Source organism: Planctomonas deserti (assembly GCF_003067705.1).
GTDB lineage: Bacteria > Actinomycetota > Actinomycetes > Actinomycetales > Microbacteriaceae > Planctomonas > Planctomonas deserti.
On record NZ_QANL01000004.1, the window covers coordinates 202259 to 218047 of the forward strand.

General features: G+C 71.2%; 14 protein-coding genes. All 14 read right to left on the reverse strand.

Annotated features, from left to right (window positions below):
- Window positions 1-20: 20 nt before the first annotated feature.
- The 14 genes from DAI20_RS14410 to DAI20_RS14475 all read right to left on the reverse strand — a co-directional run bounded on the left by DAI20_RS14410 (window position 21) and on the right by DAI20_RS14475 (window position 15763).
- A complete protein-coding gene (locus tag DAI20_RS14410; RefSeq protein WP_108252056.1) occupies window positions 21-1478 on the reverse strand; it encodes a glutamate synthase subunit beta in 1458 nt (485 codons plus the stop codon).
- Window positions 1471-6045 carry a glutamate synthase large subunit gene (gene gltB / locus DAI20_RS14415; RefSeq protein ID WP_108252596.1) on the reverse strand — a complete coding sequence of 1525 codons (4575 nt, stop codon included), beginning with the start codon at window positions 6043-6045 and terminating at the stop codon, window positions 1471-1473. The genes DAI20_RS14410 and gltB overlap by 8 nt, the downstream gene beginning before the upstream one ends.
- A gap of 147 nt (window positions 6046-6192) precedes the next feature.
- The gene (gene lgt, locus DAI20_RS14420; RefSeq protein ID WP_108252058.1) at window positions 6193-7227 is read right to left on the reverse strand and encodes a prolipoprotein diacylglyceryl transferase; all 1035 of its coding nucleotides are present in this window, start codon (window positions 7225-7227) and stop codon (window positions 6193-6195) included.
- Window positions 7228-7285: 58 nt separating this feature from the next.
- A complete protein-coding gene (gene trpA, locus DAI20_RS14425) occupies window positions 7286-8098 on the reverse strand; it encodes a tryptophan synthase subunit alpha (protein WP_108252060.1) in 813 nt (270 codons plus the stop codon).
- Complete coding sequence (trpB, locus tag DAI20_RS14430) at window positions 8095-9306, reverse strand: tryptophan synthase subunit beta (RefSeq protein WP_108252062.1); 1212 nt, start codon at window positions 9304-9306, stop codon at window positions 8095-8097. The genes trpA and trpB overlap by 4 nt, the downstream gene beginning before the upstream one ends.
- 1 nt (window position 9307) lies before the next feature.
- Window positions 9308-10078, reverse strand: a complete 771-nt coding sequence (gene trpC / locus DAI20_RS14435) for an indole-3-glycerol phosphate synthase TrpC (RefSeq protein WP_108252064.1) — start codon at window positions 10076-10078, stop codon at window positions 9308-9310.
- 4 nt (window positions 10079-10082) lie between these two features.
- Window positions 10083-10313 carry a DUF6704 family protein gene (locus DAI20_RS14440; RefSeq protein ID WP_108252066.1) on the reverse strand — a complete coding sequence of 77 codons (231 nt, stop codon included), beginning with the start codon at window positions 10311-10313 and terminating at the stop codon, window positions 10083-10085.
- A gap of 40 nt (window positions 10314-10353) precedes the next feature.
- A complete protein-coding gene (locus DAI20_RS14445) occupies window positions 10354-10953 on the reverse strand; it encodes a Trp biosynthesis-associated membrane protein (protein WP_108252068.1) in 600 nt (199 codons plus the stop codon).
- Between the two features lie 2 nt (window positions 10954-10955).
- Window positions 10956-12527 carry an anthranilate synthase component I gene (locus DAI20_RS14450; RefSeq protein ID WP_108252070.1) on the reverse strand — a complete coding sequence of 524 codons (1572 nt, stop codon included), beginning with the start codon at window positions 12525-12527 and terminating at the stop codon, window positions 10956-10958.
- Window positions 12524-12886 (reverse strand): phosphoribosyl-AMP cyclohydrolase, encoded by a 363-nt coding sequence (gene hisI / locus DAI20_RS14455; RefSeq protein WP_168927694.1) that lies wholly within the window; start codon window positions 12884-12886, stop codon window positions 12524-12526. The genes DAI20_RS14450 and hisI overlap by 4 nt, the downstream gene beginning before the upstream one ends.
- 5 nt (window positions 12887-12891) lie before the next feature.
- Window positions 12892-13647: an imidazole glycerol phosphate synthase subunit HisF gene (gene hisF, locus DAI20_RS14460; RefSeq protein ID WP_108252598.1), complete on the reverse strand. Its 756-nt coding sequence runs from the start codon at window positions 13645-13647 to the stop codon at window positions 12892-12894.
- A gap of 115 nt (window positions 13648-13762) precedes the next feature.
- Window positions 13763-14620, reverse strand: a complete 858-nt coding sequence (hisG, locus tag DAI20_RS14465) for an ATP phosphoribosyltransferase (RefSeq protein ID WP_108252074.1) — start codon at window positions 14618-14620, stop codon at window positions 13763-13765.
- A gap of 63 nt (window positions 14621-14683) precedes the next feature.
- Window positions 14684-14947 (reverse strand): phosphoribosyl-ATP diphosphatase, encoded by a 264-nt coding sequence (locus tag DAI20_RS14470; protein ID WP_108252076.1) that lies wholly within the window; start codon window positions 14945-14947, stop codon window positions 14684-14686.
- 441 nt (window positions 14948-15388) lie between these two features.
- A complete protein-coding gene (locus tag DAI20_RS14475) occupies window positions 15389-15763 on the reverse strand; it encodes an FKBP-type peptidyl-prolyl cis-trans isomerase (protein WP_108252078.1) in 375 nt (124 codons plus the stop codon).
- Window positions 15764-15789 lie beyond the last annotated feature (26 nt).

Sequence of the window (15789 nt, forward strand, 5' to 3'; positions counted from 1 at the left end):
GTGCGGGGCGGAAGGCCCACTCAGACGGAGATGGCCCGATCGGTGGGGCGCACCGGGAACGGAAGCTCGGTCTCACCCTCAAGGTACCGGTCAACGGCGGAGGCCGCTGCACGGCCCTCGGCGATGGCCCAGACGATGAGGGACTGTCCGCGACCGGCGTCGCCGGCCACGAAGACGCCGGGCTCGGAGGTCTGGTACTCGCCGTCGCGGCGCACGTTGCCCCGCTCGTCGAACGGGACGCCGAGCTGCGACGACAGGTCCGTGCTCTCCGGTCCGGTGAAGCCGAGGGCCAGAAGCACGAGGTCCGCGGGGATCTCGCGCTCGGTGCCGGCCCGCGGCACGCGGCGGCCGTCGCGGTACTCGGTCTCGGCGACGCGGATCGCGCGCACCGTGCCGTCGTCGTTGCCGAGGAACTCGACCGTCGACGCCAGGTAGTGGCGCTCGCCACCCTCCTCGTGCGCGCTCGACACCTCGAACAGCGTCGGCGACATGGGCCACGGCTGCGTCTCGGGTCGCTCGGACGGCGGCTGCTTGCCGATGGCGAGGTTGGTGACCGACGCGGCGTGCTGGCGGTGGGCGGTGCCGATGCAGTCCGCACCGGTGTCGCCGCCGCCGAGGATCACGACGTGCTTGTCCTCCGCCATGATCTGGTTCACCACGGTGTCGCCCGCGGTCGCGTGGTTGGACTGCGTGAGGTACTCCATGGCGAAGTGGATGCCGTCGAGGTCGCGTCCGGGGATCGGCAGGTCGCGCGGCACGAGCGCACCGGTGGCGATGACCACGGCGTCGTAACGCTGACGCAGCTCGCCCCAGGTGATGTCCACGCCGATGTTGACGCCCGCGCGGAAGCGGGTGCCCTCGGCCATCATCTGGTTGAGGCGCGCGTCGAGGTGCTTCTTCTCCATCTTGAAGTCCGGGATGCCGTAGCGCAGCAGCCCCCCGATGCGGTCGTCACGCTCGAACACCGCGACGGTGTGACCGGCGCGGGTGAGCTGCTGAGCGGCCGCGAGCCCGGCGGGGCCGGATCCGACGACGGCGACGGTCTTGCCGGTGAGCCGCTCGGGCGGGTGCGGCTGCACCCAGCCGTTCGCGAACGCCTGGTCGGCGATCGAGACCTCGACCTGCTTGATCGTCACGGGCGGCTGGTTGATGCCGAGCACGCACGAGCTCTCGCACGGGGCGGGGCACAGCCGGCCGGTGAACTCCGGGAAGTTGTTCGTCGCGTGCAGGCGCTCGCTCGCCTCGCGGCCCTCGCCGCGCCACATCAGGTCGTTCCACTCGGGGATCAGGTTCCCGAGCGGGCAGCCCTGGTGGCAGAACGGGATGCCGCAGTCCATGCAGCGCCCGGCCTGGCGCCGGAGCTCGCCGGACTCCTGCTGCTCGTAGACCTCTTTCCAGTCCATGAGCCGCAGCGAGACGGGTCGACGTGCCGGGAGTTCGCGCTCCCGTACCTTGAGGAAGCCCTTCGGGTCAGCCACCGGTCACCTCCAGAATCCTTCCCCAGACCACGTCCCCATCGGGATCGAGGCCTTCATCAACAGCCGTCTGGCGGGTGGCCAGCACGGCGGCGTAGTCCCGCGGCAGCACCTTCACGAAGCGCTCCGCGGCGGTGTCGAAGTCGGCGAGCATGCGCTCCGCGACCGCGGAGTCCGTCTCGCGGACGTGCTGCTCGAGCAGGTCGTGCAGGATCTCCCTGTCGCCGCTGCCGAGCGGGTGCAGCTCGAGCTCCCCGGACGCGAGCGCCTCGCCGTTCACCCGGTCGCGGTCGAGCTCATAGACATACGCGGTGCCGCCGGACATGCCGGCGCCCAGGTTCCGCCCGGTCTCGCCCAGGATGACGGCGAGTCCGCCGGTCATGTACTCGAGCGCGTGGTCGCCGACGCCCTCGGCGACGGCGGTCGCCCCGGAGTTGCGCACCATGAAGCGCTCGCCGACGATGCCCCGCAGGAACATGCTGCCCTGGGTCGCGCCGTAGCCGATCACGTTGCCCGCGATCACGTTCTGCTCAGCGGGGAACGTCGCCGAGCGGTCGGGCCGCACGACGATGCTTCCGCCCGAGAGTCCCTTGCCGACGTAGTCGTTGCTGTCGCCCTCGAGGCGCAGGGTGATGCCGGACGGCACGAACGCGCCGAACGACTGACCGGCGGAGCCGTGCAGCGTGATGTCGATGGTGCCCGCGGGCAGCCCGTTGACGCCGTGCCGCTTGGTGACCTCGTGACCGAGCATCGTGCCGACCGCGCGGGCCGTGTTGCGCACGGGCAGCTCGATCCGCACCGGCGTGCCGTGCTCGATGGCGTCCCGGCTGCGGTGCAGCAGCAGGTTGTCGAAGTGCTCCTCGAGCTCGTGGTTCTGCGGCACGCGGTTGCGGCGCGGCTCGTCCTCGGCGAACTCCGGCCCGACCAGCACGGGGCTGAGGTCGAGGCCGTCGGCCTTCCAGTGCTTGATCGCGGCGTCGACGTCGAGCAGCTCACTGTGGCCGATGGCCTCGTCGAGGCTGCGGAAGCCGAGCTCGGCGAGGTACTCGCGCACCTCCTGGGCGAGGAACTCGAAGAAGTTCACCACGAACTCCGGCTTGCCGCTGAAGCGGGCGCGAAGCTCCGGGTTCTGCGTCGCGACGCCGACCGGGCAGGTGTCCAGGTGGCAGACGCGCATCATGATGCAGCCCGAGACGATGAGCGGCGCGGTCGCGAAGCCGTACTCCTCCGCGCCGAGCAGCGCGGCGACGATGACGTCGCGGCCGGTCTTCATCTGACCGTCGACCTGCACGACGACGCGGTCGCGCATGCCGTTGAGCATGAGCGTCTGCTGGGTCTCGGCAAGGCCGATCTCCCACGGGGTGCCCGCGTGCTTGAGGGAGTTGAGCGGGCTCGCGCCCGTTCCGCCGTCGTGGCCGGACACGAGCACGACGTCGGCCAGGGCCTTCGTCACGCCCGCGGCGACCGCGCCGATGCCCGACTGGCTGACCAGCTTGACGTGGATGCGGGCGCCCGGGTTGGCGCGCTTGAGGTCGAAGATCAGCTGCTTCAGGTCCTCGATGGAGTAGATGTCGTGGTGCGGCGGCGGCGAGATGAGGCCGACGCCCGCGGTCGCGTTGCGGGTGCGCGCGATCCAGGGGTACACCTTCATGGGCGGCAGCTGGCCGCCCTCGCCGGGCTTCGCGCCCTGCGCCATCTTGATCTGGATGTCGTCGGCGTGCGTCAGGTACATGCTCGTGACGCCGAACCGGCCGGACGCGACCTGCTTGATCGCGCTGCGGCGCTCGGGGTCGAGCAGCCGGTCGACGTCCTCGCCGCCCTCGCCCGTGTTCGACTTCGCGCCGAGCCGGTTCATCGCGATCGCGAGGGTCTCGTGCGCCTCCTGGGAGATGGAGCCGTAGCTCATCGCACCGGTCGAGAAGCGCTTGACGATCTCGCTGATCGGCTCGACCTCGTCGAGCGGGATGGACGGGCGCGCATCCGTCTGCAGGCGGAACAGGCCGCGCAGCGTCATGAGCTCCTCGGCCTGCTTGTCGACCATCTGCGAGTACTCGCGGAAGATGTCGTACCGGCGCGACTTGGTGGAGTGCTGAAGCCGGAACACGGTGTCCGGGTTGAAGAGGTGCGGCGGGCCGAAGCGGCGCCACTGGTACTCGCCGCCCGTGTTCAGGTGCTCGTGCGCCTCGGTGACCCGCTCCGGGCCGTAGGCGTCCGCGTGCCGGGCGGCGCTCTCGGCCGCGATGACGTCGATGCCGACGCCGCCGAGCCGCGACGGGGTGCCCGTGAAGTACTGGGCGACGAACTCCTTGCTGAGCCCCACCGCCTCGAACGTCTGCGCCGCGGCGTACGACGACACGGTGGAGATGCCCATCTTGGACATGATCTTGAGCACGCCCTTGCCGAGCGCCTTGATGACGTTCTTGACGGCCTTCTCCGGCGTGATGCCGACGATCATGCCGCTGCGGACGAGGTTCTCGCAGGTCTCCATGGCGAGGTACGGGTTCACCGCGGACGCGCCGAAGCCCATGAGCGCCGCGACGTGGTGCACCTCGCGCACGTCGCCGGCCTCGACGACGATGCCGACCCGCATGCGGTTCTCGGTGCGGATGAGGTGGTGGTGCACGGCCGCGAGCATCAGCAGCGACGGGATGGGCGCCAGGTCGCTGGTCGAGTCGCGGTCGCTGAGCACGATGAACAGCGCGCCCTTCTCGATCGCCTCGTCGACCTCCTGGCACATGGCGGCGATCCGCCGCTCCATCGCCTGCGGCCCGTCGTCGACACGGTAGAGACCGCGGACGGTCGTCGTGGTCCGGCTGCCGGGCGTGGGGTCGATGTGCTGGATCTTCGCCAGCTCGTCGTTGTCGATCACCGGGAAGTCGAGGATGACCTGGCGCGCGTGCTCCGGGGTTGCGTCGAGCAGGTTGCGCTCGGGGCCGAGGCCGAGGCGCAGCGACGTGACGACGGCCTCGCGGATGGAGTCCAGCGGCGGGTTGGTCACCTGCGCGAACTGCTGCGTGAAGTAGTCGAAGAGCAGGCGCGGACGCTTGGACAGCACCGCGATGGGGGTGTCCGAGCCCATCGCACCGAGCGGCTCCGCACCCGTCTGCGCCATGGGCGAGAGCAGGATGCGCACCTCCTCGGTGGTGTAGCCGAAGGTGCGCTGGCGGCGCACGACCGAGGCCGGCGTGTGCACGATGTGCTCGCGCTCGGGCAGGTCGTGCAGGTTGATGCGGCCCTCCTCGAGCCACTCTCCCCACGGCTGCGACGACGCGAGGGTGCTCTTGATCTCCTCGTCCTCGATGAGGCGGCCGGCCTCGGTGTCGACGAGGAACATCTTCCCGGGGCGCAGGCGGCCCTTCCGCACGACGCGGGCGGGGTCGATGTCGAGCACGCCGATCTCGCTCGCGAGCACGACGAGGCCCTCGTCGGTCACGAGGTAGCGGCCGGGGCGCAGCCCGTTGCGGTCGAGGGTCGCGCCCACGACGGCGCCGTCGGTGAAGACGATGGCGGCGGGGCCGTCCCAGGGCTCCATGAGCATGGAGTGGTACTCGTAGAAGGACCGGAGCTCGGGGTCGATGTCGGTCGAGTTCTCCCACGCCTCCGGGACCATCATCATGATCGCGTGCGGCACGGTGCGGCCGCTGAGCGACAGCAGCTCCACGACCTCGTCGAACGAGGCGGAGTCGCTGGCTCCGGGGGTGACGATGGGCAGGATGGGCGCGAGGTCGCCGAGCAGCTCGGACTGCAGCTGCGACTGGCGCGCGCGCATCCAGTTGCGGTTGCCCTGCACGGTGTTGATCTCGCCGTTGTGCGCGATCATCCGGAACGGCTGGGCGAGCGGCCACGACGGGAAGGTGTTCGTGGAGTAACGCGAGTGCACGAGCGCGAGCTTGGAGGCGAACCGCTCGTCGGAGAGGTCCGGGTAGAAGGGCTCGAGCTGCAGCGTCGTGACCATGCCCTTGTAGACCATGGTGCGCGACGAGAGGGACGGGAAGTACGCGGCGACGCTGCGCTCGGCGCGCTTGCGCAGGCGGAACGTCTGGCGGTCGAGGGCGATGCCGGCCAGCGGCGCGCCCTCGTCGTCGAACCGGGCGCTGGAGACGAAGAGCTGCTCGATCACGGGCATGGCGCCGCGCGCGAGGGAGCCGAGCTCGCCCGGGTTCACCGGCACGGCCCGCCAGCCGAGGACCCGGAGGTCCTCCTCCTCGGCGATCGTCGCGATGCCCGCCTTGACGGCCTCGCGCTCGGCGGCGTCGGTCGGCAGGAAGCTGAGGCCGACGGCGTACTGGCCGGCGGCGGGCAGCTCGAAGCCGGCTACGGCGCGCAGGAACGCGTCGGGGACCTGCGTGATGATGCCCGCGCCGTCGCCGGTGCCCGCGTCCGAGCCCACCGCGCCGCGGTGCTCGAGGTTCCGCAGCGCGTCGAGGGCCGCGACGATGATGTCGTGGCCGGCGGTGCCGCGCAGCGTCGCCACCATGGCGAGCCCGCAGGCATCCTTCTCGAACCTGGGGTCGTACATGCCCTGTGCGGCGGGCGCCGTGCTGAACGGCATGCCGCCCGAAGGCGTCATGCTCTCAGAAGTGGTGTCGACCGACATGCGGTAACCGTCCTCTTGTAGCAGGAAGTAGAGGGGGACGTCGCTGGCCCACTATTTCGATGTACCGCCGCTGCAGGAGAGCGGCGGGTGTTCGTCTGTGACGAGGCGGGGAGGAGTAATCTACCCGGCGTCCGATGACGTCGCGCGAGAGCCGCTTGTGGCGGTCGCTTGAGAGGCGCCTGACTCGCCGATCCCGGTGCTGCCGTCCGCACGACCGCTCTCGAAATCCGAATCAGTGTAAACGGAGTCTACCTCAGCGGAAGCCGGTGCCCACTCCCGTCCGGGCTCGTACACGCTCGGCTCGACGCCGGGGTGTCTGCGGGTCTGCACGACGAACAGGATCACGCCGATCGCGATGGCCGCGAGGGCGGCCCAGACGTTGGTGCGCAGCCCGAAGAAGACCTCGCTCGGGTCGATGCGGAGGGACTCGAACCAGGTGCGGCCGATGCCGTACCAGATGAGGTACAGGGCGAAGGCGCGGCCCCAGCGCAGGCGGATCTTGCGCTCGAGGAGCAGGATCAGCGCCATGCCGGCGAGGTTCCAGAGGATCTCGTACAGGAAGGTCGGGTGGAACAGCGTGCCCTCGGGCAGGCCCGCCGGGTAGGCGGGGTTGGTGCTCGGGATCTCGAGGCCCCAGGGCAGGTCCGTCGGCGTGCCGTAGAGCTCGGCGTTGAAGTAGTTGCCGAGACGGCCGAGCGCCTGGGCGAGCAGCATCGCGGGGGCGAGCGCGTCGGCGAATGACCAGAAGCGGATGCCCGTGAAGCGGCAGCCGATCCAGGCGCCGACCGCGCCGCCGAGGAGCGAGCCGAAGATGGCGTTGCCGCCCTCCCAGATGTAGAAGACCCGCCACGGGTCCGCGCCGTCGAAGAAGTAGTCGCCGGGGTGCGTGAGCACGTGATACGCCCGGGCGCCGACGATGCCGAGCGGCACGGCCCACAGGATGATGTCGAGCACGATGCCGGGCTCGGCGCCCCGCTTCGTGAGCCGCCGCGACGTCAGCATGGTGGCCGCGATGATGCCGGCCAGGATCGCGAGCGCGTAGGCGTGGATCGTGAACTGCAGGGGCAGGTTGATGCCGAAGTCGGCGAGCCACCCGGTCAGGTCGAACCGCGTCTGATCCGGGCTCGGGCTCGGGATGCTGGCAGGGAGGAACAACGGCTGCTTCCTTTCACAAGAAGCTTCGAACGAGAGGGGGTGTGATGCGAAGCGACGGCTAACTTACCCTAGTGCCGTCGGAGAGGGCCCTCGCCGTGCGGGCCACCTCGTCGACGCCGCCGTTGGCGAGCGCGGACACGAGGGCGGAGCCGACGATCGCGCCGTCGGCGTAGGCCAGGACCTCGCGCACCTGCTCGGCGGTCGAGATGCCGAGGCCGACACACGCGCTCTCGGAGCCGGCCTCGCGCAGCCGCTCCACGAGTCCGCGGGCGGCGTTGTCGACGTCGGACCGGGCGCCCGTGATGCCCATCGTGCTCACGGCGTAGACGAAGCCGCGGCTCGTCGACACGGCCTGCTGCAGGCGGGTGGCGGTCGACGACGGCGCGGCGAGGAAGATGCGGTCGAGCCCCGTCCGGTTGGAGGCGGCGATCCACTCGCCCGCCTCGTCGGGGATCAGGTCGGGCGTGATGAGGCCCGCTCCCCCGGCGGCGGCGAGGTCGTCGGCGAAGCGGTCGACGCCGTACTGCACGACCGGGTTCCAGTAGGTCATGAGGACGACCGGGGCGTCAACGCGCGACGTGATGCGGCGCACCGCCTCGAAGCCGTCGCGCAGGCGGAAGCCCTGCGCGAGCGCCTGCTGGGTCGCGGCCTGGATGACGGGTCCGTCCATCACCGGGTCGGAGTAGGGCAGGCCGAGCTCGATGACGTCGACGCCGTTCTCGGCGAGAGCGACGGCGGCGTCGACGCTGGTCTCGAGGTCGGGGAAGCCGACGGGGAGGTAGCCGATGAGCGCGCCGGTGCCCGCCTCACGGCGGGCCCGGATGACGCGCTCGACGGGGCTCGCGGTCGTTCCGCTCTGGGTCTCGGTCATACCTGCTCCGCTTCCGCGTCGATGAGGTCGAAGTAGCGGCCGGCGGTCTCCATGTCCTTGTCGCCGCGCCCGCTGAGGTTCACGAGGATCACGGAGTCCGGGCCGAGCTTCCTGCCCAGCTCGAGGGTGCCGGCGAGGGCGTGCGCAGACTCGATGGCGGGGATGATGCCCTCGGTGCGGGAGAGGAGGCGCAGCGCGTCCATGGCCGCGGCATCCGTCACCGGGAGGTACGAGGCGCGGCCAATGTCCGAGAGCCAGGCGTGCTCCGGGCCGACGCCCGGGTAGTCGAGACCGGCGGAGATGGAGTGCGACTCGACGGTCTGGCCGTCCTCGTCCTGCAGCATGTAGCTGCGGGCGCCGTGCAGCACGCCCGGGCGCCCCTTGGTGATCGTCGCCGCGTGCCGCGGGGTGTCCGCGCCCTCGCCCGCCGCCTCGTAGCCGAACAGCTGCACGTCCGGGTCGTCGAGGAAGGCGTGGAAGATGCCCATGGCGTTCGAGCCTCCGCCGACGCAGGCGGTGACCGCGGTGGGCAGCGCGCCGGTGAGGTCGAGGACCTGCTGGCGAGCCTCCTCGCCGATGATCTTGTGGAAGTCGCGCACCATGACCGGGAACGGGTGCGGGCCCGCGACGGTGCCGAGCAGGTAGTGCGTCGTGTCGACGTTCGCGACCCAGTCGCGGAGGGCGTCGTTGATGGCGTCCTTGAGCGTGCGGGAGCCCGTCTTGACGGGGATGACCTCGGCGCCGAGCAGCCGCATGCGGGCGACGTTGAGCGCCTGGCGCTCGGTGTCCACCTCGCCCATGTAGACGACGCAGCTCATGCCGAACAGCGCGGCGGCCGTCGCGGTGGCGACGCCGTGCTGGCCCGCGCCGGTCTCGGCGATGAGGCGGGTCTTGCCGAGCCGCTTGGCGACGAGCGCCTGGCCGAGCACGTTGTTGATCTTGTGCGACCCGGTGTGGTTCAGGTCCTCGCGCTTCAGGATGACGCGGGCGCCGCCGGCGTGCTCCGCGAAGCGCGGCACCTCGGTGATGATCGAGGGTCGGCCCGTGTAGGTGCGGTGCAGCTCGGCGAGCTCGGCCTGGAACGCCGGGTCGTCCCGGGCGCTCTCGTACTCGGCGGCGAGCTCGTCGAGGGCCGCGATCAGCGACTCGGGAACGTAACGGCCCCCGTACTCGCCGAAGTAGGGACCGGTTTGGGTGCGCAGTGCCATGTCAGACCGCCAGGAATTCTGTGAGGGTGTCGACGGGATCGTTCGTGACGAGGGCCTCGCCCACCAGCACGACGTCCGCGCCGGAGCGTCGGTAGTGGGCGACGTCGGCGGCCGTCTTGACCGCAGACTCGGCGACCCGGATGACGCCGCTGGGGATGGAGTCGGCCAGCCGGCCGAAGAGGTCCTGGTCGAGCTCGAACGTGCTGAGGTCGCGTGCGTTGACGCCGATCAGGCCGGCGCCGATGTCGAGCGCGCGGGACACCTCGTCGGCGCTGTGCGTCTCGACCAGCGCCGTCATGCCGAGCTGCCCGATGAGCTCGAACAGCTCGCGGAGCAGGGGCTGCTCGAGCGCGGCAACGATGAGGAGCACGAGGTCGGCGCCTGCGGCGCGCGCCTCGAACACCTGGTACGGCTCGGCGATGAAGTCCTTGCGCAGCACGGGGACGCGCACCGCGGCGCGCACGGCCTCGAGGTCGGCGAGCGTTCCCAGGAAGCGCCGCCCCTCGGTGAGCACGCTGATGGCGCTTGCGCCGCCCGTCTCGTAGGAGACGGCGAGCGTCGCGGGATCACGGATCTCGGCGAGGGACCCGCGGGACGGGCTCGCGCGCTTCACCTCGGCGATGATCTTCACGCGCTCCGACGGCGCGAGGGCCGCCAGGGCGTCGAGCGCGGCGGGGCGGGCGAGAGCGGCCGCCTCCACCTCGGACAGCGGGCGCGCAGTGCGACGCTCCGAAGCGTCGAGGACGGCTCCGGCTACGAGATCGTCGAGCACGCTGTCAGTGCGCCTTCGGGTTGTATCGGGCGCCGCCGACGCCGTAACCCATGCGCTTGAGCACGTAGCCCGAGATCAGGCCGAGGACGATGAGCACGACGCCGGTGATGATCACGGGCATGCTCACGAACCAGAAGCCCAGCGTGCCGACGGCGAAGCCGAGCAGCATGACGATGACGGCCACCCACGCGGCGGGCGAATTTCCGTGGCCGGGCTCGGTGGACTCAGCGCTCATGTGTTCTCTACTCCTCGGGGGTGTCGCGTTCCGGTCGAGTCTAGCGGTCGCTCCCTGTGGGGTCCCGCCCGTCGCTCAGGGTGTCCCAGTCGGAGACGCTCGCGTCGCGCCCCCGCGCGGGGGCCTCGTCGAACTGCACGGCGGAGTACCGGCGCGAGGACGCGGGCCACCGGCGGGACGTCACCAGCACGGCGACGCCGAGGAGCGCCGCGAGCACGCCGAGTGCAAGCGTGACGGCGGCCCAGGTGCCGCCCGAGACCCCGGCCACGAGGGCGGCGACGGATGCGGCGCCGTCGATGCCCGTGCTGTCGGTGACCGCGCGGGCCCCCGCGGCGACGGGATCCGCCGCGGCCAGGGACGCGGAGAGCACGATGCAGGCGCCGAGCACGATCTGGAGCACGCCGAGGATCACCCGGAACACCGGTCCGGCGATCGCGAGCGCGGCGGCGAGGGCGATGCCGGCCAGCGCGAGCGCGCTGAGCGCCGGGGCGGCCACCGACCCGGGCACGGCCACCCGGTCGGCGGAGTCGCCCGCGAGCGTGAAGACGTACCAGTCGCGCGACCAGGCGAGCAGCACGAGTGCGCTCACGGCGATGACCGCGAGCACGAGGGTGTACTTGAGTCGCGCCGGGGAGCGCACCGTCAGCGCACCCGGCGGAGGGAGTTCGCCACGGCGACGGCCCGCAGCGGTGCAGCCGCCTTGTTCTGGGTCTCCAGGTACTCGCTGTCCGGGTCGGAGTCGGCGACGAGGCCGGCGCCCGCCTGCACGTGGGCGACGCCCCCGGCGATCGTTGTGGTGCGGATCGCGATGGCGAGGTCGGCGTCGCCGGCGAAGTCGAAGTAGCCGACCACTCCCCCGTAGACGCCGCGCTGCGCGGGCTCGAGCTCGTCGATGATCTCGAGGGCCCGCGGCTTCGGCGCCCCGGAGAGCGTGCCCGCCGGGAACGTGGCCCGGAAGACGTCGACGGACGTCGCCTCCGGGCGCAGGAGCCCCTCGACGGAGGAGACGAGGTGCATGATGTGGCTGAACCGCTCCACCTGCATGAACTCCGTCACCTCGACCGTGCCGGCTCGGCAGACCTTGAGCAGGTCGTTGCGGGCGAGGTCGACGAGCATGAGGTGCTCGGCCCGCTCCTTGGGGTCGGCGAGCAGGTCGTCGGCGAAGGTGCTGTCCTCGTCCGGCGTCGCCCCCCGGGGCCGGGAGCCGGCGATCGGGTGCATGTACACGTGCTCCTGCTGCACCTTCACGAGCGCCTCGGGTGAGGATCCGACGATCGAGTACGGCTCCCCCTCCGGGTCCTCGAGAGCGAGCAGGTACATGTAGGGGCTCGGGTTCAGGGTGCGCAGGACCCGATAGACGTCGATCGGTGACGCGGTCACCTCGTGGTCGAAGCGCTGCGAGACCACCACCTGGAACACGTCGCCCTGCCGGATGTACTCCTTGGAGCGCTCGATGGCGGCCGTGAACTCCGCCTTCGTCGAGCGGCGGGTCGGGGTGGGGACGGTGCCGAGGTCGGCCTCGGCAAGCCACGCCTCCGCGGGCGCCGCGAGGCGCTCCTGCATGCGGTCGAGGCGGCGCTGGGCATCCTCCCACAGCGTGTCCGCGTCGTCGGTGCCGTCGTTCAGCGCGGTCGCGACCAGCTGCACGGTGCCGCGCCGGTGGTCGAGCACCGCGAGCTCCGACACGAACGCGAGCGCCTGGCCCGGCACGTCGTAGTCGGCGGGCGGCTGGTCAGGGAGGCGCTCGAGCTGGCGGATGGCCTCCCAGCCGATGAAGCCGACGAGGCCGCCGGTCAGCGGCGGGAGGTTTTCGATGCGCGGGGTCTCCCAGCGCTCGAACAGCGCCGCGAGCGCGTCGAGCGGGCCCGAGGGCGCGCCGTCGCCGAGGGCGCGGTCGGCACCGAGGCCGTAGTCCAGCCACTCCGCCGCGCCGCCGCGCTGGGTAAGAACACCGAAGGAGTCGACGCCCACGAAGGAGTAGCGGGACCAGATGCCGCCCTGCTCGGCGGACTCGAGCAGGAAGGTGCCCGGTCGGCCGCCGGCGAGCTTGCGGTAGACGCCGACCGGCGTCTCGCCGTCGGCGAACAGCTCCCGGGCGACGGGCACGACGCGGTGGTCGCCGAGCAGGGCGTCGAACTCCTCGCGGGCCGTCGTGCCGGTCGCACCGCTCGTGCCGCCGGCGCGCGCGGTGCCGGTCGTTCCCGTGCCGCTCATCGGGTCTCCCCCGTGACGGGGTCGAGGGCGTCCGCGTCGAAGCAGGTCCGCGTGCCGGTGTGGCAGGCCACCCCGACCTGGTCCACCTGCACGAGCAGCGTGTCCGCGTCGCAGTCGAGCGCGGCACCGCGCACGTACTGGGCGTGCCCGCTGGTGTCGCCCTTGCGCCAGAACTCGCTGCGGGAGCGCGACCAGAACGTCACGCGCCCCTCCGTGAGCGTGCGGCGCAGCGCCTCGCGGTTCATGTAGCCGAGCATCAGCACCTCCTTCGAGTCGTGCTGCTGGATGATCGCGGGCAGCAGCCCGTCGGACGCGAACCTCGCCCGGTCGAGCACCGCATCCACGTCAGTCGCCGTCATGGTCATCAGCGCACCGCCATCCCGGCGGCGGACAGCTCGCGCTTCACGTCGCCGATCGTCATCTCTCCGTTGTGGAACACGGACGCGGCGAGCACCGCATCCGCCCCCGCCTCGATGGCCGCGGGGAAGTGGCCTGCCCGGCCGGCGCCGCCCGAGGCGATCACCGGGACGCTGCTGATGCCGCGCATGAGGGCGATGAGCTCGGTGTCGAAGCCGTTCTTGGTGCCGTCGGCGTCGATGGAGTTCACGAGAAGCTCGCCCGCGCCGAGCTGGATCGCCCGCGCCGCCCACTCGAGCGCGTCGATGTCGGTCTCGGTGCGTCCGCCGTGCGTCGTGACGATGAACCCGGACTCCGTGTTGCCGCCGCGCTTGACGTCGAGGGAGAGCACGACGACCTGGGCGCCGAAGCGGTCGGCGATGTCGCCGATGAGGGCGGGCCGGGCGATGGCCGCGCTGTTCACGCCGATCTTGTCCGCGCCGCTGGCGAGGAGCCGCCCCACGTCCTCCGGTGAGCGCACGCCGCCGCCGACGGTGAGGGGGATGAAGACCTGCTCGGCGGTCTTGCTCACGACCTCGTACGTCGTCGCGCGGTTGTCCACGGTCGCGGTCACGTCGAGGAAGGTGAGCTCGTCCGCGCCCTGCTCGTAGTAGGTGCGCGCGAACTCGACCGGGTCACCGGCGTCGCGCAGGTTCAGGAAGTTGACGCCCTTGACGACTCGCCCCGCGGCGACGTCGAGGCACGGGATCACGCGCACGGCCAGTGACCCGGACGCGCCGGGACCGCCGGACGGCGTGCCGTCGGCCGGGCTGCCGTTCGCCGGGGTGCCGTTCGCCGGCGTGGGGCTGGTCTGGCTGCTGTCCGTCACGATCGGCAGCCTAGATCCGCGCCGCGTGAATGGCGCTGACGAGGATGGCACGCGCCCCGACCTCGTAGAGGGCGTCCATGATGTGGTTGGTGTCCGCGCGCGGCACCATGGCGCGCACCGCGACCCACTCGGGATCGCGCAGCGGCGAGATGGTGGGCGACTCGATGCCGGGCGTCAGCTCGATGGCCGCGTCGAGCAGCGACAGCGGCACGTCGTAGTCCACGAGCACGAACTGTCTCGCCACGAGGACGCCCTGCAGGCGGCGCAGCAGCACCGACGAGCCCTGGCGCACGCGGTCGTCCTGCTTGTCGTCCGGGCTGGAGACGAGCACGGCCTCGGACTCGAGGATCACCGGGCCGAAGACCTCGAGCCCTGCCTTGCGGAGGGTCGTGCCGGTCTCGACGACGTCGGCGATCACATCCGCGACGCCGAGCTGGATGGCGGACTCGACGGCCCCGTCCAGGCGGACGAGCGTCACGGAGACGCCGGCGTCGCGAAGGAAGGTGCCGACGAGTCCCGGGTAGCTGGTGGCGACGCGCAGGCCGGCTATGTCGGGCAACGCGGAGAAGGCGCCGACCGGGCCGGCGAAGCGGAAGGTGGATCGGGCGAAGCCGAGGACGGCGGTCTCGACGGCGGCCGACTCGGAGTCGAGCAGCAGATCGCGGCCCGTGATGCCGACGTCGAGGGCGCCCGAGCCGACATAGGTCGCGATGTCGCGGGGGCGGAGGTAGAAGAACTCGACGTCGTTCCTGGCGTCGACGATCCGCAGCTCCTTCGGGTCGCGGCGGCCGGTGTATCCGGCCTCGGCGAGCATCTGGGCGGCGGTCTCGGAGAGCGAACCCTTATTGGGAACGGCTACGCGGAGCATGGGTCTCTTTTCTGGCGGAGGGGTCGTGAGCATCGAAGAGGTGTGGCGCGGTGCGCCGGAGCCTCACAGATGTCGGTAGACGTCCTCCGGGGTGAGCCCGCGCGCGATCAGCAGCACCTGGAGGTGGTAGAGGAGCTGGGAGATCTCCTCGGCCGTGCGGTCGTCCGACTCGTACTCGGCGGCCATCCACACCTCGGCGGCCTCTTCGACGATCTTCTTGCCGATTGCGTGCACACCGGCATCGAGTTCGCGGACGGTGCCTGAGCCCTCGGGGCGGGTCTCGGCCTTCTCGCGGAGCTCGATGAACAGGTCATCGAAGGTCTTCACCGCTCAAGGGTACCGGTTCGCGGCGCGCCCGTCCGACGGCGGCCCTGCGCGGCCCGGGTGTCGCGGTGTTGCGGTGTGCGGTCCGGGAGTCGGCGGCCGGCGTCGGCGAGGTTGCGACCCCTCCCGGACCGTTGCACCTGCCTCCCAACGCAATTCAGCAGATTCCGACGCCGCGTCGGCGCGTCGAGGCTCGCGAGCGGCGTGTCGGCCAGGATCTGCTGAATTGCGTCGGTGGTGAACCCGGATCTGCTGAACTGCGGCGGAGCTGAACCGGGATTTGCTGAGTTGCGTCGGTGGCGAACCGGGATCTGCTGAATTGCGTGGGTGGCGGTCCGGGATCTGCTGAGTTGCGTCGTCCGGGGTGAACGACGAAGCGCCCGCCCCGCGTGTCGCGGGACGGGCGCTTCCGGCCGGATTCGTACGCGGCTCAGCGGCTCGGGGTTACTGGACGCCCAGGAGGTCGATCACGAAGATGAGCGTGCGACCCGACAGGCGGTGTCCGCCGCCGGCGGGGCCGTAGGCGAGCTGCGGCGGGACGACGAGCTGGCGGCGTCCGCCGACGCGCATGCCGGGGATGCCCTCCTGCCAGCCCTTGACGAGGCTCGCGAGGGGGAAGTTGATGGACTGGCCGCGGTTCCAGGACGAGTCGAACTCCTCGCCCGTCTCGAAGTCGACGCCGAGGTAGTGCACGTTCACGGTCGAACCGGCCTGGGCCTCGGCTCCGTCCCCGACGCGGATGTCGGTGATGACGAGCTCCTCGGGCGCGGGTCCGTCGATGAACTCGATCTCGGGCTTGGTCTGTGCGTTATCGGTCATGCATCCATCCAACCAGACATCCTTGG